This window comes from Sphingomonas sp. SORGH_AS_0870 (assembly GCF_031453175.1).
Lineage (GTDB): Bacteria > Pseudomonadota > Alphaproteobacteria > Sphingomonadales > Sphingomonadaceae > Sphingomonas.
On record NZ_JAVIYW010000002.1, the window covers coordinates 2,995,003 to 3,021,547 of the forward strand.

The following is a 26,545-nucleotide window of genomic DNA, read 5'->3' on the forward strand; positions in this document are numbered from 1 at the left end:
TCCTCGCGCCTTCGCGTGAACCAAATCAGAGCTTCGCCAGAAGCCCCTCGATATCGTCCATCGTCACCACGCTGAGCGCGTCCGCATCCGGCGCGATACGCTTGACCATGGGGCCAAGGACCTTGCCGCCGAACTCAACGAACTGCGCCACGCCCGCCGCTTCCATCGCCAGCACCGATTCGCGCCAGCGGACCATGTCCGTCACCTGCGCCACCAGCAGCGCGCGGATCGCGCCGGGATCGGCGACCGGCGCCGCCTCGACATTGGCATAGACCGGGACCAGCGGCGCCCGGATCGTCGCTTCGGCGAGGGCGGCGTCCATCGCATCGGCGGCGGGCTGCATCAGCGGGCAGTGGAACGGCGCCGACACCGGCAGCAGGACGGCGCGCTTGGCGCCCAGGTCCTTGGCCAGCGCCACCGCCTTCTCGATCGCGGCGCGGTGACCCGAGATCACCACTTGGCTCGGGTCATTGTCATTGGCGACCGTGCAGACCAGCGGCTCGCCACCCTCGGCCAGGATCGCATCGACCGCCGCGCCCGCAATGACCTTCGCCTTTTCGAGGTCCGCGCCCAGCAGAGCGGCCATCGCACCCTCGCCCACCGGCACCGCCGCCTGCATCGCCCGGCCGCGCAGCTTGAGGAGACGCGCCGTGGTCGCCAGGTCGATCGCATCGGCCGCGCACAATGCGGTATATTCGCCCAGCGAGTGGCCCGCGACGAAATCGGCCTTTTCCGACAGGCGGACGCCGCCTTCCTTCTCCAGCACGCGCAGGGTCGCGATGGCGTTCGCCATGATCGCGGGTTGCGCATTCTCGGTCAGGGTCAGTTCGTCGGCGGGCCCCTCGACCATCAGGCGATAGAGATGCTGGCCCAGCGCCTCGTCGACCTCCTGGAACACTTCGCGAGCGACCGGGCTCGCCTCGGCCAGCGCCTTGCCCATGCCGACGGCCTGGCTGCCCTGGCCCGGAAAGATGAATGCACGCATGTTCGTATCTGCCATGAAACGGTAATAGGATGCCCGCGCGGTAGAAAGGTCGCCCGCCGCTGGCAAGTCCGCGTGCCCCTTCGCCGCTTGCCTTTTGCCGCCAAATCGCTATGAGCCAGCGCACCATTGGGCGGGAAGCACCTGCTTCACCCGCCCTCATGCCATTTTGGCGTGACGGTATTGAAGTATGGAAGACAGCCGGAGGGGCGTTCCACATGGGGTGGGCGTCAGCGATCGGCCAACATAAGGTAAGCTGCATGGCTCTTTACGAGCACGTGTTCCTTGCGCGCCAGGATCTGGCACAGGCGCAGGTGGACGCGCTGGCGGAAGCCGCCACGAAGATCGTCGAGGACAATCAGGGCAAGGTCGTGAAGACCGAGACCTGGGGCCTGCGTTCGCTGGCGTACAAGATCGCCAAGAACCGCAAGGCGCATTACGTCATGCTCGAAATCGACGCCCCCGCGGGTGTCGTCGCCGAGCTGGAGCGCCAGACCCAGATCAACGAAGACGTGATCCGCTACATGACCGTCAAGGTGGACGGCCATGAAGAAGGTCCGTCGGTGATGATGCGCAAGCAGGAGCGCGACCGCGAGCGTCGTGCCGATCGTGGCGAACGCCCCGACCGCGCTGACCGCCCCCGTCGTGATCGTGAAGAGGAAGCCGCATAATGGCCCGCCCGTTTTTCCGTCGCCGCAAGAGCTGCCCCTTCTCCGCGAAGGACGCGCCCCGGATCGACTATAAGGACGTCCGTCTGCTCCAGGGCTTCGTGTCCGAGCGCGGCAAGATCGTGCCTTCGCGCATCACCAGCGTGTCGGCCAAGAAGCAGCGCGAACTGGCCCAGGCCATCAAGCGCGCCCGTCACCTGGGCCTCCTGCCCTACGTCGTGAAGTAAGGAGTCCTAAGAGATGGACGTTATTCTGCTTGAGCGCGTCGAGAAGCTCGGCGCCATCGGCGACGTGGTCACGGTGAAGGACGGCTTTGCCCGTAACTTCCTGCTGCCGCGCAAGAAGGCGCTGCGCGCCAACGAAGCCAACAAGAAGGTGTTCGAGGCCAACCGCGCCCGCATCGAAGCCGAGAACGCGAACCGTCGCGCCGAGGCCGAGGTCGAGTCGAAGACCTTCGAGAACGCCACCGTCACCCTGATCCGTCAGGCGTCGAATGTCGGCCAGCTGTACGGCTCGGTCGCGGTGCGTGACCTGGTCGAGGCGCTGGTCGCCGATGGCCACAAGGTCAACAAGAGCCAGATCGTGCTTGACCGTCCGATCAAGGCGATCGGCCTGTACGACGTGCGTGTCGCGCTTCACCCGGAAGTGGCCGTGACCGTCAAGGTCAACGTCGCCCGCTCGCCGGAAGAAGCCGAGATGCAGGCGCAGGGCGTCGACGTCATGGCCTCGATGTTCGAGCGTGACGAAGCCGGCTTCACCGAGGATTACGATCCCAACGCCGAGCCGGGCGCCACCGCCGAGGTTCAGCCGGAGCAGGACGAAGCGCAGGGTTAATCCCGACGCTTCGACCCTCGGTCGAATAGAAGAAGGGCCGTCCGGCATGTCCGGGCGGCCCTTTTTTGTGTCCTGTGGGCGGCCGGGCCACAATGAACCGGCCGTGCGGGGATCAACTCAGGGACAGGTGACGCACGCACTGACGACGGCAGCCAGCGGAATGAGCGCGCAAATGAGTGGCATGATATGTTTCATGATGATGCCCGATCCTGTCCAACGCACGATAAATAAACGGCCGAGTGCAAAAGTTTCGTTACGATGAACGCACGACCGAAAAATTTTTCGGTTCATCGCTCCATGGGATCGGCTCGTCGCCCAGACAAGGGGCGGTAAGCTATCGCTTGATCCGAGCAATCAGGCGGCGGGCATAATCGTCCGCCAGACCCAGAAGTTCGGCGACCTCCTCGACACGGATGTCCGGTCGATCGCGGCGCAAATCCTTGATCGTCGAGATGAGCGAGTCTGCCATCGGCTCCAGGAAGCAACAGGGTGTCGCCAGCGAGCGCGCGATGCGGAGTACGTCTTCGTACGTTGCGAACCTCTCCGGCCATGCGTTCGCGGTCAGGATCCGGGCAGCCTCCGCCTCGTTGATCCGCGCGAGCAAATGCTCGTCAAAGATGCGCTCCTCCTGCGCCACCAGCCAATATTGGGTACAGGCCCGACACTGGCCGAGATAGCGCCACCATTGCGGATCGCCCGGCGACGTTAGCTCTTGAACCGTCGCCAGGAATCGCTCGTCGTGCCCCTGATGATCGCCCATCGGGATATGCGCAATGTCGGGCAACGAGGCGCACAGACAATCTGTCATCGTCACTTCCGCCCGAACAGCTTCTCAATATCGCCGTGCTGCAACTTCACCCAGGTCGGGCGGCCGTGATTGCATTGTCCGGAGTGTGGCGTGACCTCCATCTCGCGGAGGAGCGCATTCATCTCCGCGACCGAGAGGATGCGGCCCGCGCGGACCGAGCCATGGCAGGCCATGGTCGCCGCAACATGATCCAGCCGTTCGCGCAAGGACAGCGCCTGGTCGAACGCCGCGAGTTCGTCCGCCAGATCGGCGACCAGCCCCTTGGGATCGCTCTGCCCCAATAGAGCGGGCGTGGCGCGGACCAGCATCGCGGTCGGGCCGAACCGTTCGAGATCGAGCCCGAACTCGGCCAGTTCCTCGGCGCGCGCCTCCAGCCGGTCGCAGGCGGGCTCGTCCAGCTCGACCACTTCGGGAATCAGCATCGCCTGCGACGCGATCCGCCCGCCGGTCAGCGCGGCGCGCATCCGCTCCAGCACCAGCCGCTCGTGCGCGGCATGCTGGTCGACCAGGACGAGGCCATCCTCGGCTTCGGCGACGATATAGGTCTTGGCGACCTGTCCGCGTGCGACGCCCATCGGATATTGGCGCACCTCGGGCGGGGCTGCGAAGGCGGCTTCGGCGCGGGCGAGCGGTGGCGGGGCCGCAAAGCCGGGGCGCGACGCGAAGAGCGACTGGCGCTCCATGACGCGCGTCTCGGGCGCGGACGCGGCCCAGCTGTCGAGTGGCGGCGTGCCGCCGGGCGGAGCCGCGACGCTCTCGCTCTGCCACATCGCCAGCGCCGAGTCGGGCGGGCGCTGGACGCTGCGATGCCCGGCTTCATCCAGCGCGCGGCGCAGGCCCGACACGATCATCCCCCGGATCAGCGCGGGGTCGCGAAAGCGGACCTCGGTCTTGGCCGGGTGGACGTTCACATCGACTTCGGACGGCGGCATGTCGAGGAACAGCGCGACCACCGCGTGCCGATCGCGTGGCAACATCTCGGCATAAGCGCCTCTGATCGCGCCCATCAGCAGGCGATCGCGGACCGGGCGGCCATTGACGAACAGATATTGGTGGTCGGCGATGCCCCGGTTGAAGGTCGGCAACCCCGCCACGCCGCCCAGCGACACCGTGTCGCGCACCCAGTCGATCGCGACCGAGTTTTCCGCGAGCGCCCGGTCGGTCAGCCCCGCGACGCGCCCCGGCCGCTCCTCCCCGCCCGGCACGGTCAGCACCCGCCGCCCGTCATGCTCCAGGGTGAAGGCGATGTCGGGCCGCGCCATCGCCAGACGGCGCACCATGTCGAGACAGGCGGCATATTCCGACCGGGGCGAGCGCAGGAACTTGCGCCGCGCCGGGACACGCGCGAACAGGTCCTCGACCAGGATGCGGGTGCCGGGCGGCACGGCCGCGGGGCCGTCGCGCAGCACCTCGCCATTGTCGACCACCCGGCTCCAGCCGTCGCTGCCCGCCGGACGACTCTCGATCGTCACCCGCGCGACGCTGGCGATGGACGGCAGGGCTTCGCCGCGAAATCCGAGGGTTAGGACCGATTCGATCGCCTCGTCGGGCAGCTTGGAGGTGCAATGCCGCTCCAGCGCGAGGGCCATGTCCTCGGCCGACATGCCGCATCCGTCGTCCGCCACCTCGATCCGGCCGACCCCGCCCTGACCCAGCGCGACCGCGATCCGCGTCGCCCCGGCATCGATCGAATTTTCGACCAACTCCTTCAACGCACTTGGCGGGCCTTTCCACCACTTCACCGGCCGCGATACGATTGACGAGATGGGGAGGCAGACGCCGTATTGACATGCGGCAAACCCTAGCCCAAGCGACGGCATCCCGCGACCCCGCAAATGACGGTGCAGGTGCCTGTGACGGCTCTTGGCGGCGGTTCGGGATATGAGTCACGCCCACCCGGTCCACAGACGGAACGAAAGCCTCGATGCCCCTCCCCCGCTTCCTGAAATTCATGTCGCAAGACATGGCGATCGACCTCGGCACCGCGAACACCGTGGTCTATGTCCGCGGACGCGGCATCGTGCTGAACGAGCCGTCCGTCGTCGCGGTCGAGACGATCAACGGCATCAAGAAGGTGAAGGCGGTCGGCGACGACGCCAAGCTGATGATGGGCAAGACGCCGGGCAATATCGAGGCGATCCGTCCGCTTCGCGACGGCGTGATCGCCGACATCGACGTCGCCGAACAGATGATCAAGCACTTCATCCTGAAGGTGCACGGCCCGCGCAAGTTCGCGCGCTGGCCCGAGATCGTGATCTGCGTGCCGTCGGGTTCGACCAAGGTCGAGCGCCGCGCGATCCGCGACGCCGCCTCGAACGCGGGCGCGAGCCAGGTCTTCCTGATCGAGGAGCCGATGGCCGCCGCGATCGGCGCCGACATGCCGGTGACCGAGCCGATCGGATCGATGGTGGTCGATATCGGCGGCGGCACGACTGAAGTCGCGGTGCTGTCGCTTCGCGGCCTCGCCTACACCACTTCGGTCCGCGTCGGTGGCGACAAAATGGACGAGTCGATCGTCTCCTACGTTCGCCGCAACCATAACCTGCTGATCGGCGAAGCCACCGCCGAGCGGATCAAGCAGGAAGTCGGCATCGCGCGTCCCCCGGCGGACGGCATCGGCGTGACCATCCAGATCAAGGGCCGCGACCTCGTCAACGGGGTGCCCAAGGAAATCCAGATCAACCAGGGCCAGATCGCCGAGGCGCTGTCCGAGCCCGTCGCGACCATCGTCGAGGGCGTCCGCGTCGCGTTGGAAAACACCGCGCCCGAACTGGCCGCCGACATTGTCGACCAGGGCATCGTCCTGACCGGCGGCGGCGCGCTGCTCGAAGGGCTGGACGAGGTGCTGCGCGACGAGACCGGGCTGCCGGTGACGGTGGCGGAGGATCCGCTGACCTGCGTGGCGCTGGGCACCGGCCGCGCGCTGGAAGATCCGATGTACCGCGGCGTCCTGCTGAACGGCTAACCTCCAGCATAAGGGGACCGGCGCATGGCGCCCGCCCGCGACCGTCGCACCGGGTTTTCGCGACGGCGGCAATATGGAGCTTTCCTGGCCTATGTGCTCGCGGTGGCGGGTGCGGTGGTGGGCGTGGTGCTGCTTGTCGCATCCACGTTCAACCCACCCGCCTTCGCCGGCCTGCGCATGACGCTGGGCAGCGTCACCGCGCCCGTCTCCGGCGCCTTCGTCGCGGTCGGCGACGCGGTCGACGACATTCCCCAGGCGATCGGGCGTTATTTCTTCGTCCATTCGGAAAACGAACGGCTGCGCGCCGAACTGGCCCAGTCGCGCCAGTTGCTGCTGACCGCGCGCACCATCGCCTATGACAATCGCCGCCTGCGCACCTTGCTGGCGGTGCGCGACCGGACCCCCGACACCGTCGTCACCGCGCGACTGGTCAGCTCGACCGGCAGCAGCGGTCGCCGCTTCGCGCTGCTCAATGCGGGGCGGTGGCAGGGCGTCGCGCCCGGCATGGCGGTGCGCGGTCCCGAGGGACTGATCGGGCGCGTGACCGAGGCGGGGCCCGCCGCCGCGCGCGTCCTCCTGCTGACCGATCCCGAAAGCATCGTGCCGGTCCGCCGCACCCGCGACGGCCTGCCCGCCATCGCGGTCGGGCGCGGCGACGGGACGCTCGACATACGCTCGGTCAACACCAATGTCCGGCTGGCCAAGGGCGAGCTGTTCGTCACCTCGGGCACCGGCGGGCTCTATGCCCCCGATATTCCCGTCGCCCGCATCCGCGCCGATGGCGGCGATACGGCGGTGGCGCGGCCCTTCATCCATCCCGACACGCTGGATTTCGCGATCGTTCAGCGCGCCTTCATGCCGATGCCGGTATCGGCGCCGTCGCCCCGGCCGTGACCCTCGACATCAGCAACCCCTTCGACCCCGGACTGCCGCCCGCACGCGCCCGCGCGCTGCCCTGGCTGACCGTGATGGCCGGTTCGCTCCTCGCCATCGTGCCGGTGGTGGCGATCGTACCGTTGCAGCCGCCCATGGGCCTCGTCATGCTGCTCGCCTGGCGGCTGGTCGCGCGGTTCGCGCTGCGGCTCTGGGCCGCCGCGCCGCTGGGGCTGTTCGACGATCTGCTGTCGGGCCAGCCGCTGGGCTCGGCGATGCTGCTCTGGTCGCTGACGTCGCTGGCGATCGACCTGTTCGAGCATCGGCTGGTGTTCCGCGACTTCTGGCAGGACTGGCTGATCGCCAGCGGCGCCATCGCCTTCTGCCTGATCGCGGGGCGTTTCCTGGCGGTGCCGGTCGGCGCGCAGGTCGATGCGGCGCTGGTCATCCAGATCGCGATCACCATCCTGCTCTTTCCCATGGCAACCCGGCTGGTCGCATGGATCGATCGCAAGCGTGGCCGTAATGAGGTAGGGGCATAGGCATGGAACGCCAGGGGCGGATCATGACCGAGGCGGCACAGGCCTACAGCTTTTCCCGGCGCGCCTTCGTGCTGGGCGCGGCGCAGGGGGCCGTCGGCCTGCTGCTCGCCGGGCGCATGGCCTGGCTGTCGATCGCGCAGAACGAGAAGTATAATCTTCTCTCCGAGAGCAACCGCGTCAACACGACGATGATCCCGCCGCGTCGCGGCTGGCTGATCGACCGGCACGGCCTGCCCATCGCCAACAATCGCACCGATTTCCGCGTCGACATCATTCCCGACCGGCTGGAGGACAAGGACCGGGTGCTGGCGCTGCTCCGCCAGATCCTGCGGCTGGACGACGAGGCGATGAACCGCATCCGCCTGGACCTGGAACATGCCGCCGGGTTCCAGCCGGTGCAGGTCGCCGAGCGGCTCGACTGGGAACGGTTCGCGGCGGTCAGCGTCCGCCTGCCCGAACTGCCCGGCGTCCAGCCGACGCGCGGCTTTGCGCGCTTCTATCCGGCGGGCGCGGCGGTGGCGCACCTGACCGGCTATGTCGGCACGCCCACCGCCGAGCAGTTCAAGGCGACCCACGACCAGCTGCTCGTCACCCCCGGCTTCAAGCTGGGCAAGGACGGGCTGGAAAAGATGCTGGAGCCGGTGCTGCGCGGCAAGCCCGGCGCCAAGCGGGTCGAGGTGACGGCGCGCGGCAAGGTGGTGGCCGAACTCGCCACCCGCCCCGACACGCCCGGCCGCAACATTCGCCTGACCATCGATGCGGGGCTCCAGGAATTTGCGGCGCGGCGGCTGGGGACCAATTCGGGCTCGGCGGTGGTGCTCGACTGCCGCACCGGCGAGACGCTGGCGATGGTGTCGATGCCCGCCTATGACCCCAACAGCTTTTCGGACGGGATCAGCCATCTGGAATGGGCGATGCTGTCGGAGAACGACCATGTGCCCTTGATGAACAAGGTGACGCAGGGGCTCTATCCGCCGGGCTCGACGGTCAAGCCGATGAACGGCCTCGCGCTGCTGGAGGCTGGGGTCGGCGCCGACGACCGGGTGCTGTGCACCGGCGCGATGCGGGTCGGCACCGGCGTCTTCCACTGCCACAAGCGCGGCGGGCACGGCGCGCTGAACCTGAAGGGCGCGATCGAGCAGAGCTGCGACATCTATTTCTACGAGATGATCCGCCGCATGGGCTATGACCGGATCGCGCCCATCGCGCGGATGGTCGGGCTGGGCCAGAAATTCGACCTGCCGCTCAGCGCACAGCGTTACGGCACCGTGCCAGACCCCGACTGGAAGCTACGGAAATACAAGAAGAAGTGGACGATCGCGGACGGCCTGAACGCCTCGATCGGACAGGGCTATGTGCTCGCCAATCCGCTTCAGCTGGCGGTGATGGCGGCGCGGATCGCCTCGGGCCGCGCCTTGCAGCCCAGCCTGCTGGCGCATCAGGTCCATCTCGACGCCCCCGCCCTGCCCGTCGCCTCCGAGCATCTGGCGGTCGTGCGCGACGCGATGTTCGGCGTGGTCAACCAGGGCGGCACCGGCGGCGCGGCGCGGATGCTGGTGCCGGGCGTCAGCCTGGCCGCCAAGACCGGCACCGCGCAGGTCCGCCGGATCACCATGGCGGAGCGGCGCATGGGCGTGCTGAAGAACGGCCAGCTGCCCTTCAAGCTGCGCGACCACGCGCTGCTCGTCTGCTTCGCCCCCGCCGACAATCCGCGTTACGCGGCCGCCGTCGTGCTGGAGCATAATGGCCATACCGTGCGCAATCTCGACGCGCCGCTGATCGGGCGCGACATCATGACCTATCTGTTCGACCGCGACCGCGCATTGGCATCGCTGGCGCAGGACGAGCCCACCTGGGGCGGCGACATCGCCACGCGCATGGCGGCCGAGGAAGCCGCCTATCGCGCGGCACAGGTCCCCAAGCCCGCCTCCGCCGCGACCAAGACCGATGCCGGTGCCCCCACCGCCGCCCCGGCTGTCAAGGCCGCGACCAACGTCTCCGACGCGCAGGCCGAGGCGATGGCCGCCAGCAGCAGCGAGCAGCCCGCCGACGATGCCGGGACCACCGACGAATGAGCGGCCCGCGCATTATCCCCGAACCGATCGCACAACTGCCCTGGCGGGTGATCCTGCTGGTCATGGCGATCGGCTGTTTCGGGCTGGTCGTGCTCTATTCGGCGGCGGGCGGCTCGCTGACCCCCTGGGCCAAGCCGCAGGGGGTGCGCTTCTTCGTGCTGCTCGCCGGGTCGCTCGTGCTGTCGCGACTGCCGCTCGACCTGTGGCGACGCATCGCCATGCCGGGCTATCTGATCCTCGTCGTCGCGCTCGTCCTGGTCGAACTGCTGGGTGCGGTGCGCGGGGGCAGCCAGCGATGGCTGGACGTGGGCTTCATCCGGCTCCAGCCGTCCGAGCTGATGAAGCTGTTCATCGTGCTGGGCGCCGCGCGCTTCTATGAGATGATGCCGCCCGCCGAGACCAGGCGCTTCTCGGGTATATGGCCGGTCGCGGCGATGATCGGCGTGCCCGCCGCGCTGGTGATGAAGCAGCCCGATCTGGGCACCGCGCTGATGATCTGCGCGGGCGGGGCGACCGTCATGTTCCTTGCCGGGGTGCCGCTGCGGCTGTTCATCGGCGGGGCGATCGGGCTGGCGGTGATGGCGCCGCTCGCGGTCAATTTCCTGCTGCACGACTATCAGCGCAACCGCGTGCTGATCTTCCTCGACCCCGAAAGCGATCCGCTGGGCACCGGCTATCACATCAGCCAGTCCAAGATCGCGATCGGCTCCGGCGGCATCTGGGGCAAGGGGTTCCTGAACGGCACCCAGAGCCATCTCGACTATCTGCCCGAGGGGCATACCGATTTCGTCTTCGCCACCATGGCGGAAGAATGGGGGCTGGTCGGCGGATGCTTCCTGATCCTGGCCTTTTTGCTCGTCATCCGCTGGGGCCTGAACGTCGCGCAGGCCGCCCCGACCCGGTTCGCGCGGCTGACCGCGGCGGGGCTGTCCACGACGATCTTCATCTATGTCATGGTCAATCTGATGATGGTCATGGGGCTGGCGCCGGTCGTCGGCATCCCGTTGCCGTTAGTCAGCTATGGCGGATCGTCGCAGATGACGGTGCTGCTGTGCCTGGGCATCTTGATGGCGATCGACCGCGAAAATCGCCGCGCCGCCCGCTGGTGATCGACAAAAAATCGGTCGCCCACGCAAAAAGCATTTGCAAAGCCCGACCACGGTGCTAAAGGCGCGCCTCCCGATCACGAGGCGGGCCGCCGGACGGCCAGGTCGACGTGACGAACGGACGCATAGCTCAGTTGGTAGAGCAGCTGACTCTTAATCAGCGGGTCCTTGGTTCGAGCCCAAGTGCGTCCACCAGTTTCTCCAACGGCTCTGCAGCGATGCGGGGCCGTTGTGCTATGGGGCCGTCCGGCCCCCAACGGGATAGATGATTGATGGCAGGATATAAGGTTCCCGGTTTCGCCGATCGCGCATCGGCCTCGCGCGATGCCAAGGCGGCCGCGCTCGAAAAGCTGCGCAACAAGGCCGCGCCCGACCCGGCGGTGGTCGCCGCCCGCGCCGCCGCGCGCGAAGCCAAGGAGGCCGCCGAGGCCGAGCGCCGCGCTGCGCACAAGGCCGCGATCGAACAGGAAAAGGCCGCGCGCGAGGAAGCCCGCGCCAAGGCGAAGGCCGAGGCCGAGGCCGCTGCGGAGGCCGCCGCTGCCGCCGCGCGCCCGCCGGTGGTCCCGACCGCCGCCGAGCTGAAGGCCGCCCGCGACGCCCGCTACGCCGCTCGCAAGGCGCGCCAGGGCAAATGACCCCGCGCGAGCTGCTCGGCATTGCCGAAGTGCCGGGCGGCGAGCCCCTGCGGCTGTTCCGCCGGGGCAAGGACTTCATGATCGTACTCGATCGCAACGAGCTGATGAGCACGCGGATGAGCGGCTCCGAGGTGGCGTTGGGCACGATGACCTGCGACCGGCTGGGCGGCCGCACGGCGCCGCATCTGCTGATTGGCGGCTATGGCATGGGCTTCACCCTGCGCGCCGTCTTGGCCAAGCTGGGGCGCGATGCGCGGATCACGGTGGCCGAGCTGGTGCCTGGCATCATCGAATGGGCGCGCGGCCCGATGGCGGAACTGACCGCCGGATGCCTGGACGACCGCCGCGTCACCCTGGCAATGGGCGATGTCGGCAATGCGATCTATGCGGGGCGCGGGGCTTATGACGCGATCCTGCTCGACGTCGACAACGGACCCGACGGGCTGACCCGGCCGGACAATGACGGGCTCTATTCGCTTCGTGGACTGGACGAGGCCCGCGTCGCGTTGCGACCCGGCGGTGTGCTCGCCATCTGGTCCGCCGCGCCCGATCCGGTGTTCACCCGGCGGCTGTCGCGCGCAGGCTTCACCGTCGACGAGGTGAAGGTGCGCGCCCGTGAGAATGGCAAGGGCGCGACCCACACCATCTGGTTCGCCACGCCGCGCTGAACGCGATCGTCGCCCCGGCAAAGGCGGGGCCGACCGTCATCGGCGGGGCTTACGCCCCATCCTCTTCCCGCTTCGCCCCGTCCAGCTCGCGGCGAAGGCGCTCCTGCTCCGCCGCATCCCGCTGTTTCTCGGCCTTGGTCCGGCCAAAGCGCGCGCGGTTTTCCGTCGCCTGCTGCTCGGCCTGCCGCCGGTCGCGGGCCTTTCGTGCCTGGCGGAAGTTGACGATCTCGCCCATCAGCGCCGCCGCCACCGCCGGAACAGCCCCTTGCGGCTGCTGAGCGCCTCGAACATCTCGTCGGGGCTTTCGGGATCGAGGACCTCATTGTCGGCCAGCCATTCCTCGACGCTCGACAGGTCGGGCACCTCATAGGCGCGCAACGTCCGCCCCTCGGCTCCGCGCAGCGCCTCGACCGCCGCGATCAGCGCGCCGGTCCGTTGCACCGCCGCCTGCACCTCGGCGGGGCTGGTGCCCAGATGCTCGGCGAGCAGGTCGTCGCGGATCGCCCCGATCCGCCGTCCCGCCGCGCTGTCGGGCTCGACCGCGATCGCCAGGTCGCATTCGGTGTCCAGACGCATCGAACGGTTGTTGAGATTGGACGAACCCAGCCGGAACACCCGGTCATCGGCGATCAGGATCTTGGCATGGCAATAGATCGGCTCGCCCCCCGCCGTGAAGGGATGATAGATGCGGAAACGCCCGTGCCGGTCGCGCCGCCTGAGCGCCTCGACCAGCCGCGCGCGCGCCGTGTCCATCGCGATCGGCTCCAGCCAGCCTTGCGCGGTCAGCGGATTGACGATGACGAATTCGGGGCCATTCTCTTCGTCCAGCCGCCGCGCGATCGCCTCGGCGACGCGGCGCGACGCGAAATACTGGCTCTCGATATAGACATAGCGCTCCGCCCGCGCGATCTGCGCCAGGAACAGCGCCTCATTCTCGTGCACCGACACCTGGTCGTCCATCTCGGGCATGGTGCGCGCGATGGCGACCGGCTGGTCGAGGAAGTCGGGCTCCAGCCCCTCGGGCCAGCAGCTTTCGCCCGGCGAGGCGGGGGCCATGCGCTTGCCGCCCGCCGCATGCCAGCGTTCGCGGAACAGCTCGCCCAGCGCATGCGTCACCGGCCCCTCCACCGCGCTGATCGCATCGTGCCAGGGCTTGTAGGGCTGGCCACCGGGCCGCTTGCGACCGGGATCGTCGTCGCGATGCTCGCGCGTGTCCCAACGGTCGCTGGTCATGTCGATCCCGCCGCAAAAGGCCAGCTTGTCGTCGATGATGACGATCTTCTGGTGGTGCGAGGCCGCGATGGGATGATGGCCGTCCAGCTTGGTATGGATGCGCTTGTGCGCCATCCATTTCATCACCGTGAAGAATGTCCGCCCCCGGAACAGCGACTTGATCGCGCCGGTGTCCCAGCGGAGCAGGAAGATTTCCAACTCCGGGTTCCGTTCGACCAGCGAATAGATGAAGTCGCCGACGGATTCGTTGGGGGCCTCGTCGTGATCGAGGACGATGCGCGCGTCGAAGTCCCATCCGATCAGCAGGATCTGCTTGCGGGCGCCGAGCATCGCGCGGCGGGCCATCCGGAAATATTTCTCCGCATCGATGATGACCGCCATGCGCTCGGCCTGCTCGATCCGCCAGCACTCCTGTCCGACCTTCAAACCCGATCTCCCCGTCTGCCTGCGTCCACGACCATCTCATGCCCATGCCCTGCCGGGCTGGCAAATGGCCAAACGGTTGCGATGGCGAAATGGTCCGTGGGAAGGGCGATCAGGTCTTTGCGAATATCCGATAGCGGGTCGGGCGCAGGTTCAGCACATCGCCCGTCGCGGCGCTGGCATCGACGGGCAGGTCGAAGGTCAACGGCTCGGCCAGCCCCGCCATCGTGGCGGTGATCCGACGCGACCGGCCGATCGGGCGGCTCGTCTCCACCGTGACGGCCAGCGCATCGGGGGCGCCGGGTTCGACCAGTTCGACATCATGCGGCCGGATATGAAGCTCGCCCGCCCCCTGCCCCTGACCCGTATCGGGCAGCACCGTCTGCCCCTGCCCCACCATCGCCGAACCGTTCGACCGGGTGACGGGCAGGCAGTTGGTCTCGCCGATGAAGGACGACACGAAGGCAGTGGCCGGCTCGGCCTGCACCTCATGCGGGGTGCCGACCTGTTCGATCACCCCGCCGCGCATCACGACGATGCGGTCGGCCAGTTCCAGCGCCTCTTCCTGATCGTGCGTCACGAAGATCGAGGTCAGCCCCGTCTCGTCATGGATCCGCCGCAGCCAGCCGCGCAGGTCCTTGCGGACCTGGGCGTCGAGGGCGCCGAACGGCTCGTCGAGCAATAGCAGGCGCGGCTCGATCGCCAGTGCACGGGCCAGTGCCACGCGCTGGCGCTGGCCGCCCGACAGCTGCGCGGGATAGCGGTCGCCGACATCGGGCAGCTGGATCAGGGCGAGCAGTTCGGCGACCTTGGCCGCGATCGCCGCCTTGGCCGGACGGTCGCGCCGCTTGCGCACGGTCAGGCCGAAGGCGATGTTCTGGGCGACCGTCATATGGCGGAACAGCGCGTAATTCTGGAACACGAAGCCGATCCGACGCTCGGCCGCGGGCGTGTCCGTCATGTCCTGTCCGTCGAACAGCACTTGCCCCTCATCGGCGAAGTCCAGCCCCGCAATGGTCCGTAGCAGCGTCGTCTTGCCCGATCCGGAGGGGCCGAGCAGCGCCAGGAACTCGCCCGCCCGCGTCTCCAGCGACACGCGGTCGAGCGCGGTGAAGCCGCCGAAGCGACGGGAAATAGTCTCGACGACGATGCTCAATGCGCGGCTCCCGCCCGGTGGATGCCGAAACGCCATTCCAGCACGGTCTTCACTCCCAAGGTCACGAGCGCGAGCGAGGCGAGCAGGGACGCCACCGCGAACGCGCCGACAAAGTCATATTCATTGTACAGGATCTCGACATGGAGCGGCATGGTGTTGGTCAGCCCCCGGATATGCCCCGACACGACCGACACCGCGCCGAACTCGCCCATCGCGCGGGCATTGCACAGGAGCACACCGTAGAGCAGCCCCCAGCGGATATTGGGCAGCGTGACATGCCAGAAGGTCTGCCACCCGCTCGCCCCCAGCGACCGCGCGGCTTCCTCGTCGTCACGGCCCTGTTCGGCCATCAGCGGGATCAGCTCGCGCGCGACGAAGGGAAAGGTGACGAAGACGGTCGCCAGCACGATGCCGGGCACCGCGAAGATGATGCGGACGCCATGCTCGGTCAGCCACGGCCCCAGCCACCCTTGTGCCCCGAACAACAGCACGAAGATCAGGCCCGACACCACCGGCGACACCGAAAAAGGCAGGTCTATCAGGGATATGAGCAGGCTTTTTCCGCGAAAGTCGAACTTGGCGATCGCCCAGGAGGCCGCCACGCCGAACACCGCGTTGACCGGCACCGCAATGGCGGCGACCAGCAGCGTCAGGCGGATCGCGGCGAGCGCGTCGGGGTCCGCGATGGCCGCGACGAAGACCTGCCATCCCTTGGCCAGACCACCCGCGAACACCATGACAAGCGGCAGGAACAGGAACAGCGCCAGAAAGGCGAAGCCGGTGCCGATCAGCGCCCAGCGCGCCACCGGACTTTCGACGGTGGTGGGGTTGGAACCGCTCATCGCGTCCCCCGCTTGGCGCGCCACGCCTGGAGCAGATTGACGAACAACAGCATTGCGAAGGACAGCACCAGCATCACGCACGCGATGGCGGTCGCGCCGTCATAGTCGAACTGCTCCAGCTGGGTGATGATCAGCAGCGGCGCGATCTCCGACTTGAAGGGCATGTTGCCTGCGATGAAGATGATCGAGCCATATTCGCCGACCCCGCGCGCAAAGGCGAGCGCAAAGCCCGTCAGCAGCGCGGGCGCGATGGCGGGCAGGATGATCCGGCGAAAGGTCTGCGCCCGCGTCGCGCCGAGCGTGGCGGCCGCCTCCTCGACATCGCGCCCCAGATCGGCCAGCACCGGCTGCACCGAGCGAACAATGAACGGCAAGCCAATGAAAACCAGGGCAATGGTGACGCCCAGCGGCGTATAGGCGACCTTGATCCCCAGCGGCGCGAGCAGCGACCCGATCCAGCCATTATCCGCATAGAGCGAAACCAGCGCGATGCCCGCCACCGCCGTCGGCAACGCGAAGGGCAGGTCGACTGCGGCATCGATCAGCTTCTTGCCGGGAAATTCATAGCGGACGAGTATCCAGGCGATCAGCAGCCCGAACACCGCATTGACCGCCGCCGCCGCCAGCGCCGCACCGAAGCTGAGCCGATAGGCGGCCAGCGCGCGCGGCGACAGGCCGACCGCGGCAAAGCCGTCCCAGCCCATGCCCGCCGCGCGTATGACCAGCGCGGACAGCGGCAGCAGGACCACCAGCCCCAGCCAGAACAGGGTCATCCCCATGGTCAGGCCGAAGCCCGGCAAGGCGGATCGGCGCGTCGAAGCCCGCATCCGGATCAGCGCTTCCTGCCGCCGGCATAGATGGCATCGAATACGCCGCCATCGGCGAAGAAGCGCTTCTGCGCCGCGCCCCAGCCGCCAAAGTCGCGGATCGTCACCATGTCCAGCTTGGGAAACACCGCCGCATATTTCGCCAGCACCGCCTGGTCGCGCGGGCGGTAGAAGTTGCGCGCGACGATCTCCTGCCCTTCGGGCGTGTAGAGGAATTTGAGATATTCGGTCGCGACCTTCTCGGTGCCATGCGCCTTGGCATTGGCGTCGACCACCGCGACCGGCGGCTCGGCCAGGATCGAGATGGAGGGGACGACGATGTCGAACTTGCCCGCGCCCAGTTCCTTTTCGGACAGAAGCGCCTCATTCTCCCACGCAATCAGCACATCGCCCAGGCCGCGTTCGACAAAGGTCGTGGTCGCGCCGCGCGCGCCCGAATCCAGCACCGGCACATGGGCGTAGAGGTCCGCGACATAGCGCTGCGCCGCCGCCTCCGAGCCGCCCGCCTTCTTGCCATAGGCCCAGGCGGCCAGGAAATTCCACCGCGCGCCGCCGCTGGTCTTGGGGCTGGGGGTGATGACCTGCACGCCCGGCTTCACCAGATCGGCCCAGTCGCGAATGCCCTTGGGATTGCCCTTGCGGACCAGGAACACGATGGTCGAGGTATAGGGCGCGCTATTGTCCGGCAGGCGGGCCTGCCAATCGGCCGGAAGCAGCTTGGCCCGCTCGGCGATCGCGTCGATGTCATAGGCCAGCGCCAGCGTCACCACATCCGCCGACAGCCCGTCGATCACCGACCGCGACTGCTTGCCCGATCCGCCATGGCTCATCCGGAACGAGACGGTCTGGCCGGTCTTGGCCTTCCACTGCTTGGCGAAGGCGGCGTTGACGTCCTTGTACAGCTCGCGCGTCGGGTCATAGCTGACGTTCAGCAGCTCGACCGAGCCCTTCCCGCCGCCGCTGCCGCTCCCCGAACAGCCGGACAGGCCAATCGCCCCGATCATCAACGCGGCAAGGCTTGCCGAAAATGGTGCTCGCATCTGGACCCGTCCCTTTCGTTTCGGTGCGTAACCTATCTCGATCCCCCCGATAGGAAATGCCGGAAAGCTTGGGACGCACAAAGCCCTGCTTTTGCTCCCTCGACCCCGACAGAAGCCCGGTCCGGCCTCCTTCGCCCTTGCATCGGGCGCGGACAGGGCCGATCTCCCGCCCGCATCATCCCCTTATTCCCTGGAAAGGACGCGCATGACCGCGACTGATTTCGACGTGAAGACCGGCTTGTATATCGCGGGCGAATGGCTGGGCGCGGACGGGCGCGAGACGCAGGCGGTGCTGAACCCCGCCACCGGCCAGCCGCTGGGCGACCTGCCGCTGGCGACGAAGGCGGACATGGACCGTGCGCTGGAAGCCGCCGCGCGCGGTTTCGAGACGTGGCGCAAGACCGCGCCGCAGGAGCGCGCCGCCGTCCTGCTGCGCACCGCCGCGCTGGTCCGCGAGCGTGCCGAGGATCTCGCCCGCCTCGCCACGCTGGAGGAAGGCAAGCCGATCGTCGAGGCACGCGGCGAGGTGGCCGCCACCGCCGCGCTGCTGGAATTCCATGCGGGCGAGGCGGTGCGCATCTATGGCCGCGTCCTGCCCCGCCCCACCGGCACCCGCTCGCTGGTGCTTCACCAGCCGGTCGGGCCGGTCGCGGCCTTTTGTGCGTGGAACTTCCCGGTCATGAACCCGGTCCGCAAGATCTCGCCCGCCATCGCGGCGGGCTGCTCGGTCATCCTGAAGCCCAGCGAGGAAACCCCCGCCAGCGCGATCGCGATCATGCGCTGCTTCCAGGATGCAGGCCTGCCCGGTGACGTCGCGCAGCTGGTCTTCGGCGTGCCCGACGCGGTGTCGCGCCACCTGCTCGCCTCGCCCGTCACCCGCAAGCTCAGCTTCACCGGATCGGTGCCGGTCGGCAAGCACCTGCTGAAGCTGGCCGCCGACACGGTGATGAAGTCGACCATGGAGCTGGGCGGGCATGGCCCCGTGCTGGTCTTCGACGATTGCGATCTCGACAAGACGCTCGACACGCTCGTCACGCACAAGTTCCGCAATGCGGGCCAGGTCTGCGTCGCGCCCACCCGCTTCCATGTGCAGGAGGGCATTTACGAGCGTTTCGCCAAGGGCTTCGCCGAGCGCGCCGCCGCGCTGAAGATCGGTGACGGCCTGTCGAGCGACACCCAGATGGGCCCGATGGCCAATCCGCGCCGTCCCGAGGCGATCGGCGCGATGATCGAGGATGCGGTGCGCTCGGGCGCGCGGATGCTGACCGGCGGTGAGGCGAAGGGCGGTGACGGCTTCTTCTTCGCGCCCACCGTGCTGGCCGACGTGTCGCTGGACGCCAAGGCGATGAACGAGGAGCCGTTCGGCCCGATCGCGCTGATCCGCCCCTTCGCCACCACCGAAGACGCCATTGCCGAGGCGAACCGCCTGCCCTTCGGCCTGGGCGCCTATTGCTTCACCGAGAATGGTCGTCGCCAGAACCAGCTGGGCGACGAGATCGAGGCGGGCATGGTCGCGATCAACACCGTGCGGCTCAGCTGGGGCGACGCGCCCTTCGGCGGGGTCAAGGAAAGCGGCTATGGCTCCGAGGACGGCCCCGAGGGCATCGCCAACCACATGATCACCAAGGCGGTTCATATCGCCTGACGCATCCGGCCCGGCGCGCTTCGGCGGGCCGGGCCGTTTCGCCGTCATTTCGCTGTCGCAAGAAAAATGTCAAAAACCCTCTTGGCAGGTCGAAAAAGCTCGGCTAACAGCGCGCCACCAGACGGGGACATCGCTTCCCCGCCATGCCGCAGACCGGCATCGGACGCATAGCTCAGTTGGTAGAGCAGCTGACTCTTAATCAGCGGGTCCTTGGTTCGAGCCCAAGTGCGTCCACCACCCTCTCCCATATATCTTTACTTATGCTTCGCCAAGAGGCCGAGGCACGGCGCCATCGTCATGACGGGTCCGTCGGGCCTCTCCGACAAAGCGGAGCATGCGCCGAAACGCATGCTCCCTCGCTTGCTCACCGCGCCCCCTGCCCCGAAGGCGGCACCCGCGGGGTCAATGACCTGGCGTCACTCACCGCTTCGTCATACCAGCCCGCCAGATCGGCCTTCATGCTCCGCAGCGCATCGGGGTTCAGGTAGGTCATGTGCCCCGCCGGATAGTAGGTGAAGCGCAAATTCGCCTGCTGCGCGGGCTCCAGCATCATATGGCCCAGGTCGTTCTCGGTGCCGAAGAACGGCGTCGCCATGTCGTAATAGCCGTTCATCGACAGCACCTTCAGATACGGGTTCGCCCGCATCGCGGCGGCCAGGTCGATCGCGGTATTGGGGTTGTTCTGCGACCCGTCGGGCGCCTTGTGCTTCCAATTCCAGGTCCAGCCCGCCGCATCGCGCGCCGACAGGCGATAGGGCAACTCGGTCTTGTAGCCGAGCGTGGATTGCAGATAATCCTGGAAGGACGCGATATAAGCGCCTGAAATCGCATCCGAAGAGGCGTCCGTCTCCGGCCGTTCGCCCGCCGCGTCGGTGTCGATGCCGAGGTAGCGCGAGTCGAACCGCCCCACCGTCCGTGCCGAGCCGCGCAGCAATTCCTTCTGGAACCGCGGCAGGTCGATGCGCAGGTTGGCGCGCTTGATGAAGTCGGGCGACAGGCCGATCAACCGGCTCATCTGCTCGGCGATCTGGTCGCGCTCCTGGGGCGAGATGCTCTGCCCCTTGGCCAGCGCGGACATATACTGCCCCACCGCAAAGGCGCGCGCCTGCGCCACCACGGTCGCCACATCGGCGGGGCGGTCGGGCAGGCGGTTGTGATACCAGGCGGTCGCGGCGTAGCTGGGCAGGTAATTGAGATAGACCTGATCCAGCCCCGGCTGGCGATAGCCGTAATTCATGATCGAGCTGAGCAGGATCACGCCGTTCAGCGCCATCCCCCGCTCCTGAAGCTCATAGGCCAGCGCGCCCGAGCGCAGCGTGCCATAGCTTTCGCCGAGCAGGAATTTGGGGCTCATCCAGCGGCCATATTTGGTGACGTAACGCTGGATCGCCTTGGCGAAGACGTCGACATCCTCGTCCACGCCATAGAATTGCGCGGGCTTCATATCGCCCAGCGGCCGCGAATAGCCCGATCCGATCGCATCGAGGAAGACGAGGTCGGTCTTGTCGAGCAGCGAGTCCGGATTGGGTCCGACATCATAGGGCGCGGGCCGGACGAATTCCGGGCTGGTGGTGCGGATGCGGATCGGCGCAAACGAGCCCATGCGCAGCCAGAAGGAGGGCGAACCCGGTCCTCCATTATAGAGGAAGGTGATCGGCCGCTTGGTGCCGGGCTTCACCCCCTCCAGCGTATAGGCGGTGTAGAACATCGAGGCGGTCGGCTTGCCCTCAATATCGCGCACGGTCAGCGTGCCTGCCGAAGCGACATAGGGATAGGCGCGGCCGCCCAGGGTCACGCTGTCGCGGTGGCGGACCTCGGCTTCATCGAGCGGCGCGCGAGCCCAGGCGGCCTCGACCTCGGCCTTGGCCGCCGCTTCGTGCGAGGATTTCTTCTCTCCCTCTTCCTGCGCGGCAAGCGGCGCGGTCAGGGCGGTGGCGGCGAGGAAAAGGGCAAGGCTGTTGCGGATCACGAAGCGCTCACGAATGAATGACGGATACGTCATCGTTTCGTGTTTCGTCGTTCAAGGCAAGCGGGTTGCGCAGGTCCCGCCCCTCCCCTGCCAGACGGCTCCCTCCCCAGGACCGATCGACATTCCGTCCCTCGCCCCTCGCAGAGGGGAGAGGGTTGCGCAGACTTGGCCTTTGCGAAAGCAAAGGCTTAGTCGGAGCTGGGTGAGGGGTGGGCGCTCGCTTGGCGAGCGCGCGAGCCGAAGGCTCGCTCAACCCCTCACCCAAGCTGCGCTAGCCAGCAGGCTGGCAAGCTTCGCTAACCCTCTCCCCTGGACAGGGGAGAGGGGAAGAAGAGGATCGGGATCAGCGTGCCAGCCAGGCCTCGACCGCGGGCTTCAGACGGTCGGCAACCGCCTTGCGCACCGCGATGGACGAGATGGCGCGCTTGGCGCCGCCGCGCGACCCTTCGGGCAGGTTGGCGGCGGCCCAGGCCTCGATCTTGCCGGGCATGGCGGGATCGTTCGACCCGGCGCCCAGACCGACGATGAAGGTCGCGCGGTTGCTCTCCTCCAGGAAGCTGTCGACCAGCGGCTTGTTCGCCGCCGCCCAGTCGAACGCCATGTCGGGATGCGCCCCCGCGATCGAACGGAGCAACGCCGCGCGCTGCGGCGGGGTGAAGGTGTCGTTCTTCAGGACGCTCAGCGCCCGGCGCGCCGCACTCTCGTCCTCGGCATAGCCCAGCAGCGAGACATAGCGGTTCTTGACCACCGGATTGCGCTCGGCCTTGGCCAGTTCGTACAGCCGGTCCCACTCGGCCGGGGTGGCGCGGGTGGCATAGGTCGCCAGGATCGGCTGGCGGATCGCCGCCGGAATCGCATTGGGATCCTTGGCGAGCGCCCCGACATAGCCGCGCGCGCGCGCCGCGACCATCGCGTCGCCACTGGTCCCCAGCCGCCCGATCAGCGTCTCGCGCAGGTTGGAGACGAGCGCACCCTCATCGGGCTTGGCCTCGAACCCGATCCGCGCCAGCACCGGCGACAAGAGAGCCGCGATCTTCGCGCGCAGCGGCTTTTCGAGCGGCGTGCCTTCATACAGCCCGTCGAGACGCGACAACTCGCCCGCCACCGTCTGCCATTCCAGCGGGCTGGCTTCGGGCGAAACCTGCGCCATCAGGTCGAACCAGCGACCCAGGCTCTGATAGCCGCCCGCCGCCAGCGCATAATCGTCGCCCAGCGTGCCCAGGCGATCCTCCAGCGCCAGCCTGGCATAGTCGCGCACGATCGCGGCATGGCCCGCATCATCGTACATCACGCGGGTATAGGAGCCCTTGCCCCGGTTCAGGACCAGCGTCCCGCACCCGCCGACGCTGACCGGCGTCGGCGTTGCGCCGGTGACGATGGCGCTGGTCTCACCGCCGCCGATCGTGGCGATGCGGATGGGCACATGCCAGGTCTGCGGCGCCTTCGAGGCTTCGTCCAGGCCGAACCGGCCTTGCGCCAGCATCGCCACCGTCTTGCCGCCCTCGCAGCGCGCGCCCGACAGCGTGACCAACGGCACGCCGCCCTGCAAGGTGAAGTCGTGCGCGATGGTCGCGACATTGGTGCCCGACGCCTTGGACAGTTCCTCCCACAGCTGTTCGGTCACCGTGTTCTGATACTTGTACTTGGCCATATAGGCGCGGATGCCCTTGCGGAACGTGTCCGCGCCCAGCGTCGCTTCGAGCATCCCGATCACCGCCTGCCCCTTGAGATAGGTGATGCTGTCGAATGCCTCGCCGATCTGGTCGACCGTCTCGACCTTGCGGATGATCGGATGGGTGGCGCTGGTCGCGTCGATGCCCATCGCCGATTCGCGCTCGCCCGCGATGCTGGCGGCGGCAGCCTTCCAGCTGGGGTTCAGGTCGTTGGACGCCTTGCCCTCCATCCACGAGGCAAAGCCTTCGTTCAGCCACAGATCGTCCCACCAGCGCGGGGTGACGAGATCGCCGAACCACTGATGCGCCATTTCATGCGCGACGACGGTGTGGATGCGCTGGCGATTGCTCTCGGTCATGACCTTGGGGTCGAAGAGCAGTTCATTCTCGAAATAGAAGATCGCGCCCCAATTCTCCATCGCGCCGAAGAACTGGCTGGAGCCCGGCCCCGCGATCATGTCCATCTTGGGCAGCGGATAGGGCGTGCCGAAATAGTCGTTATAATAGGTCAGCAGCTTCGACGCCGAGGCGAGCGAGTAATCGCCCTGGTCGACCACGCCCTTGCGGCTGACGATGCCGATCTGGACGCCATTCGCCTCCACCGTCTTCCGGTCGAGATTGCCCGATCCGAAATAGAGTAGATAGCTCGACATCACCGGCGTCTCGTCGAACCGATAGAGCTGGCTGCCATCGGCCTGCGGCGTGATCGAGGAGGCGGGCATATTGCTGATCGCGCGCTGCCCCTTGGGCGCGGTGGCGGTCAGGCGGAACTTGGCCTTGAAGGCGGGCTCGTCCCACATCGGCGCGAAGCGGCGCGCGTCGGGGGCCTCGAACTGGGTCGCCAGCATCCGATCGGGCGTGCCGTCGGCATTGGTATAGTCGATCGCGAACAGCCCGTTGGCCGAGCGGTTGATCGTGCCGGTCCAGGCGAAGCCGACCTTGTGCCGCCCCGTGCTCGCCGCCTGCGGCAGCGTCAGGGTGAGCGTCTGCGCATCCTTGTCGAGCGCGAAGGGCACCGGTTTGCCGTCGAAGGTGGCGCGGGTGATGGTCAGCTCGGCGGCGTTGAGCACGATGGTCGCGGTGGCCTGGCGGACATCGACATCGACCGTCTCCTCGCCCGAGAAGCGCATCGCCTTGGCATCGGGACGGATCGAGATGTCGTACAGCACGGGTGCCACCGTCTGCGGCAGCTGGCCCGCCGCCAGCGCCGGGGTGGAAACGGTCAGGGCAAGCAGCGCCGAGAGGGCAGACTTCATTACGATCAAGGCCTTTCCATAGGGATCGGCAAATCTCTACGCGCTCACCCGCGCAAAGCAAATGACGCTCATGTCACATAGTCTCATGGGCCGGGATACGGGAGGGCTGGACAGCCTTTACGCTTACGTTATCGTCAAGCCATGACCCAGCCTCGCTCCCCCCTGCCCCCTGCCCTGAGTCGCCTGACTTTGCCCGTGATCGGGTCGCCGCTGTTCATCATATCCCATCCGGATCTGGTGATCGCCCAGTGCAAGGCGGGGATCGTCGGCTCCTTCCCGGCGCTGAACGCACGCCCCGCCAGCCAGCTCGACGAATGGCTGCACCAGATCACCGAGGCGCTGGCCGCGCATGACCGCGACCATCCCGATCGCCCCGCGGCCCCCTTTGCGGTGAACCAGATCGTCCACCGCTCCAACAACCGGCTGGAGGAGGATCTGGCGGTGTGCGCCAAGTGGAAGGTGCCGATCGTCATAACCTCGCTAGGCGCGCGCGAGGATGTGAATGCGGGCGTATCGGCCTGGGGCGGGATTACGCTGCACGATGTGATCGACGACCGCTTCGCGCGAAAGGCGATCGAAAAGGGCGCGACCGGGCTGATCGCGGTGGCGACCGGCGCGGGCGGCCATGCGGGGCGCCTGTCCCCCTTCGCGCTGGTCCAGGAAATCCGGCAATGGTTCGATGGTCCGCTGGCGCTGGCGGGTGCGATCGCCACGGGCGATGCGGTGCTGGCGGCGCAGGCGATGGGCGCGGACTTCGCCTATATCGGCTCGCCCTTCATCGCGACGGGTGAGGCGCGGGCGGCGCAGGCCTATAAGCAGGCGGTGGTCGACGGCCAGGCGCGCGACATCGTCTATTCGAGCCTTTTTACCGGGGTGCATGGCAATTATCTGCGCGCCTCGATCGTCGCGGCGGGGCTGGACCCCGACCATCTGCCGGACGGTGATGCGGCGCATATGGATTTCGGCGGCGGACAGGCCGCTAAGGCGTGGCGCGACATATGGGGCGCGGGCCAGGGGATCGGGGCGGTCGATGCGATCCTTCCCGCCGCCGATCGGATCGCGCAGCTTCGCCGTGAATATGACGCCGCGCGCGAGCGGCTGCTAGGCGGTTCCGCCTGACGGCCATCGACATTCACGATGCCTTTCCTTCCCTCGCCCCCCACAGAGGGGAGAGGGAAAAAGACGCAACACTGAATGCCGATCCGCCTAGAAGGCACGGTCCAGCCGGGCGTGCAGGGCGCCGACCGGGCTGGTCGAGGGGGGCTCTTCGTCCGCCATCTGGTCGAGCCGGTCCAGCCGCCGGTGGAGATCGAGGCTGGCATGGATCAGCATCCGCGCGCGGGTCGGCAGGCTGGCCACGACCGCATCTTCCGACTCGGGCGACGCGCCCAGCCGCCGGACGGGCTCCCGCGCCTGCGACCAGCTGATCTCCCCCGCCTCGACCGCGCGCTGGGTCAGGACCCAGGCGATGACGTGCATCAGCCGTGTCGTGACCTTGAGCGACTCGCAGGAAAAGGCGACGCGCGCGATCGGGTCCAGTGTGCCGCGTTCGTCGCGCCCCGCCTCGTCGAAATAGCCGCGCGCCGATTCGGCCAGCAGCATCGCCTCGGCATAAAGGCTGTCGATCAGCCGTGACTGGAACTGGGACCGGAACGCCGCGCAAAGCATGGCGCCATCGCTCGCACGACCGCCAAGGATCGGACAAGCCCCGGAAATCCGGCCCCTTGTCCCGTTACGACGCGGTCAGGCGATGATGTCGGGGATCAGGCGATCCTCCAGCTCGGCCAGCTCGTCGCGCAGCCGCAGCTTGCGCTTCTTCAAGCGCGCGATCTGCAACTGGTCGGGGGTGGCGGATTGCAACAGGGCCGAAATCGCATCGTCGAGATCGCGATGCTCGACACGCAACATGTCGATGCGCGCGCGTGCCAGCGTGACGTCCATCCTGCCCCCTTTTCGACGCGACCGACGCAGGGTTGCGCGTCGATCCGCCCCACCTCTAGCAAGGCCGGGCGATGCGCGCGAGAGGCCTTCGCATCGTCGCACGGATCGGCTCGCTTGGTCGATTCTGACGAAATTGAGGGGGGACAGACGCGCGTTTTGGTGTTTTACTTCCTGCCCCAAAGCAATGGATCAGGAGGTTGAAGCCCTATGCATACGGCGCATCAAACGGCCCTGGAGACCAAGCACGCGACGCTGGACCGGCGAATCAGTGCCGAGACGCAACGCCCCGTGCCGGACGCGATGATCCTGGCGGATCTCAAGAAACAGAAGCTGAGGCTGAAGGAAGAGATACAAGGCCTGTAACCCTGACCGGCCGCGCGGGTC

Annotated in this window: 26 protein-coding genes and 2 tRNA genes; 15 read left to right on the forward strand and 13 right to left on the reverse strand. The window is 67.5% G+C overall.

Annotated elements, in window-relative coordinates:
* Positions 1–25: 25 nt before the first annotated feature.
* A complete protein-coding gene (fabD, locus tag QE363_RS13875) occupies positions 26–985 on the reverse strand; it encodes an ACP S-malonyltransferase (protein WP_309696170.1) in 960 nt (319 codons plus the stop codon).
* Between the two features lie 257 nt (positions 986–1,242).
* Between fabD and rpsF the strand changes: the two genes are divergently transcribed.
* Genes rpsF through rplI form a run of 3 tightly spaced genes read left to right on the forward strand, consistent with a single transcriptional unit; the run spans position 1,243 to position 2,484 of the window.
* Positions 1,243–1,653, forward strand: coding sequence for a 30S ribosomal protein S6 (gene rpsF / locus QE363_RS13880; RefSeq protein WP_037567458.1), 411 nt, complete (start codon positions 1,243–1,245; stop codon positions 1,651–1,653).
* Positions 1,653–1,877, forward strand: a complete 225-nt coding sequence (rpsR, locus tag QE363_RS13885) for a 30S ribosomal protein S18 (RefSeq protein ID WP_007403456.1) — start codon at positions 1,653–1,655, stop codon at positions 1,875–1,877. The genes rpsF and rpsR overlap by 1 nt, the downstream gene beginning before the upstream one ends.
* Positions 1,878–1,890: 13 nt before the next feature.
* Positions 1,891–2,484, forward strand: a complete 594-nt coding sequence (rplI, locus tag QE363_RS13890; protein WP_307099521.1) for a 50S ribosomal protein L9 — start codon at positions 1,891–1,893, stop codon at positions 2,482–2,484.
* Between the two features lie 334 nt (positions 2,485–2,818).
* On the opposite strand, the gene QE363_RS13895 is transcribed toward rplI, so the two are convergent.
* Positions 2,819–3,244 (reverse strand): hypothetical protein, encoded by a 426-nt coding sequence (locus tag QE363_RS13895; protein ID WP_309696175.1) that lies wholly within the window; start codon positions 3,242–3,244, stop codon positions 2,819–2,821.
* 50 nt (positions 3,245–3,294) lie between these two features.
* Positions 3,295–5,004: a DNA mismatch repair endonuclease MutL gene (gene mutL, locus QE363_RS13900; RefSeq protein ID WP_405053185.1), complete on the reverse strand. Its 1,710-nt coding sequence runs from the start codon at positions 5,002–5,004 to the stop codon at positions 3,295–3,297.
* A gap of 212 nt (positions 5,005–5,216) precedes the next feature.
* On the opposite strand from mutL, the gene QE363_RS13905 reads away from it, so the two are divergent.
* From QE363_RS13905 to QE363_RS13940, 8 genes are all read left to right on the forward strand, one after another.
* Positions 5,217–6,257, forward strand: coding sequence for a rod shape-determining protein (locus QE363_RS13905; protein ID WP_261267979.1), 1,041 nt, complete (start codon positions 5,217–5,219; stop codon positions 6,255–6,257).
* 24 nt (positions 6,258–6,281) lie between these two features.
* Positions 6,282–7,151: a rod shape-determining protein MreC gene (gene mreC / locus QE363_RS13910; protein ID WP_309696178.1), complete on the forward strand. Its 870-nt coding sequence runs from the start codon at positions 6,282–6,284 to the stop codon at positions 7,149–7,151.
* The gene (locus QE363_RS13915; protein WP_307099530.1) at positions 7,148–7,672 is read left to right on the forward strand and encodes a rod shape-determining protein MreD; all 525 of its coding nucleotides are present in this window, start codon (positions 7,148–7,150) and stop codon (positions 7,670–7,672) included. The genes mreC and QE363_RS13915 overlap by 4 nt, the downstream gene beginning before the upstream one ends.
* 2 nt (positions 7,673–7,674) lie before the next feature.
* Positions 7,675–9,747, forward strand: a complete 2,073-nt coding sequence (mrdA, locus tag QE363_RS13920; protein ID WP_309696181.1) for a penicillin-binding protein 2 — start codon at positions 7,675–7,677, stop codon at positions 9,745–9,747.
* A complete protein-coding gene (rodA, locus tag QE363_RS13925; protein ID WP_309696183.1) occupies positions 9,744–10,856 on the forward strand; it encodes a rod shape-determining protein RodA in 1,113 nt (370 codons plus the stop codon). Before mrdA ends, rodA begins: the two co-directional genes overlap by 4 nt.
* Before the next feature lie 116 nt (positions 10,857–10,972).
* Positions 10,973–11,048, forward strand: a tRNA-Lys gene (locus QE363_RS13930).
* Between the two features lie 77 nt (positions 11,049–11,125).
* Entirely contained in the window at positions 11,126–11,488 is a 363-nt protein-coding gene (locus tag QE363_RS13935; protein ID WP_307099536.1) for a DUF6481 family protein, read from the forward strand.
* Positions 11,485–12,156: a spermidine synthase gene (locus QE363_RS13940; RefSeq protein WP_309696185.1), complete on the forward strand. Its 672-nt coding sequence runs from the start codon at positions 11,485–11,487 to the stop codon at positions 12,154–12,156. Before QE363_RS13935 ends, QE363_RS13940 begins: the two co-directional genes overlap by 4 nt.
* A 49-nt stretch (positions 12,157–12,205) precedes the next feature.
* Here QE363_RS13940 and QE363_RS13945 read toward each other — a convergent pair whose 3' ends face one another.
* The 6 genes from QE363_RS13945 to QE363_RS13970 form a co-directional block, all read right to left on the reverse strand.
* Positions 12,206–12,391 carry a DUF4169 family protein gene (locus QE363_RS13945; protein ID WP_309698203.1) on the reverse strand — a complete coding sequence of 62 codons (186 nt, stop codon included), beginning with the start codon at positions 12,389–12,391 and terminating at the stop codon, positions 12,206–12,208.
* Positions 12,391–13,770, reverse strand: coding sequence for a phospholipase D-like domain-containing protein (locus QE363_RS13950; protein ID WP_309698204.1), 1,380 nt, complete (start codon positions 13,768–13,770; stop codon positions 12,391–12,393). Before QE363_RS13950 ends, QE363_RS13945 begins: the two co-directional genes overlap by 1 nt.
* Before the next feature lie 154 nt (positions 13,771–13,924).
* Positions 13,925–14,968 (reverse strand): sulfate/molybdate ABC transporter ATP-binding protein, encoded by a 1,044-nt coding sequence (locus QE363_RS13955; RefSeq protein WP_309696187.1) that lies wholly within the window; start codon positions 14,966–14,968, stop codon positions 13,925–13,927.
* Positions 14,965–15,810 carry a sulfate ABC transporter permease subunit CysW gene (cysW, locus tag QE363_RS13960; protein ID WP_309696189.1) on the reverse strand — a complete coding sequence of 282 codons (846 nt, stop codon included), beginning with the start codon at positions 15,808–15,810 and terminating at the stop codon, positions 14,965–14,967. Before cysW ends, QE363_RS13955 begins: the two co-directional genes overlap by 4 nt.
* Positions 15,807–16,637, reverse strand: a complete 831-nt coding sequence (cysT, locus tag QE363_RS13965; protein ID WP_307099543.1) for a sulfate ABC transporter permease subunit CysT — start codon at positions 16,635–16,637, stop codon at positions 15,807–15,809. The genes cysW and cysT overlap by 4 nt, the downstream gene beginning before the upstream one ends.
* A gap of 5 nt (positions 16,638–16,642) precedes the next feature.
* Complete coding sequence (locus QE363_RS13970; RefSeq protein WP_309696192.1) at positions 16,643–17,677, reverse strand: sulfate ABC transporter substrate-binding protein; 1,035 nt, start codon at positions 17,675–17,677, stop codon at positions 16,643–16,645.
* A 205-nt stretch (positions 17,678–17,882) separates the two neighbouring features.
* On the opposite strand from QE363_RS13970, the gene QE363_RS13975 reads away from it, so the two are divergent.
* Both QE363_RS13975 and QE363_RS13980 read left to right on the forward strand, forming a co-directional pair.
* Positions 17,883–19,322 (forward strand): NAD-dependent succinate-semialdehyde dehydrogenase, encoded by a 1,440-nt coding sequence (locus QE363_RS13975; protein WP_309696194.1) that lies wholly within the window; start codon positions 17,883–17,885, stop codon positions 19,320–19,322.
* Positions 19,323–19,483: 161 nt separating this feature from the next.
* Positions 19,484–19,559: transfer RNA gene (locus tag QE363_RS13980), tRNA-Lys, on the forward strand.
* A gap of 127 nt (positions 19,560–19,686) precedes the next feature.
* Here the strand turns inward: QE363_RS13980 and QE363_RS13985 are convergent.
* Both QE363_RS13985 and QE363_RS13990 read right to left on the reverse strand, forming a co-directional pair.
* Positions 19,687–21,324 (reverse strand): S10 family serine carboxypeptidase-like protein, encoded by a 1,638-nt coding sequence (locus tag QE363_RS13985; RefSeq protein WP_309696195.1) that lies wholly within the window; start codon positions 21,322–21,324, stop codon positions 19,687–19,689.
* 310 nt (positions 21,325–21,634) lie between these two features.
* Entirely contained in the window at positions 21,635–24,220 is a 2,586-nt protein-coding gene (locus tag QE363_RS13990) for a M1 family metallopeptidase (protein ID WP_309696197.1), read from the reverse strand.
* 141 nt (positions 24,221–24,361) lie between these two features.
* Between QE363_RS13990 and QE363_RS13995 the strand changes: the two genes are divergently transcribed.
* Entirely contained in the window at positions 24,362–25,339 is a 978-nt protein-coding gene (locus QE363_RS13995; protein ID WP_309696199.1) for a nitronate monooxygenase family protein, read from the forward strand.
* Positions 25,340–25,426: 87 nt separating this feature from the next.
* On the opposite strand, the gene QE363_RS14000 is transcribed toward QE363_RS13995, so the two are convergent.
* Both QE363_RS14000 and QE363_RS14005 read right to left on the reverse strand, forming a co-directional pair.
* Positions 25,427–25,888, reverse strand: coding sequence for a DUF1465 family protein (locus QE363_RS14000; RefSeq protein WP_309696201.1), 462 nt, complete (start codon positions 25,886–25,888; stop codon positions 25,427–25,429).
* Between the two features lie 75 nt (positions 25,889–25,963).
* Positions 25,964–26,161 carry a YdcH family protein gene (locus tag QE363_RS14005; protein WP_307099560.1) on the reverse strand — a complete coding sequence of 66 codons (198 nt, stop codon included), beginning with the start codon at positions 26,159–26,161 and terminating at the stop codon, positions 25,964–25,966.
* A gap of 207 nt (positions 26,162–26,368) precedes the next feature.
* Here QE363_RS14005 and QE363_RS14010 point away from each other — a divergent pair, with 207 nt between their 5' ends.
* Positions 26,369–26,524 carry a YdcH family protein gene (locus QE363_RS14010; RefSeq protein WP_307099562.1) on the forward strand — a complete coding sequence of 52 codons (156 nt, stop codon included), beginning with the start codon at positions 26,369–26,371 and terminating at the stop codon, positions 26,522–26,524.
* Positions 26,525–26,545: the final 21 nt, after the last annotated feature.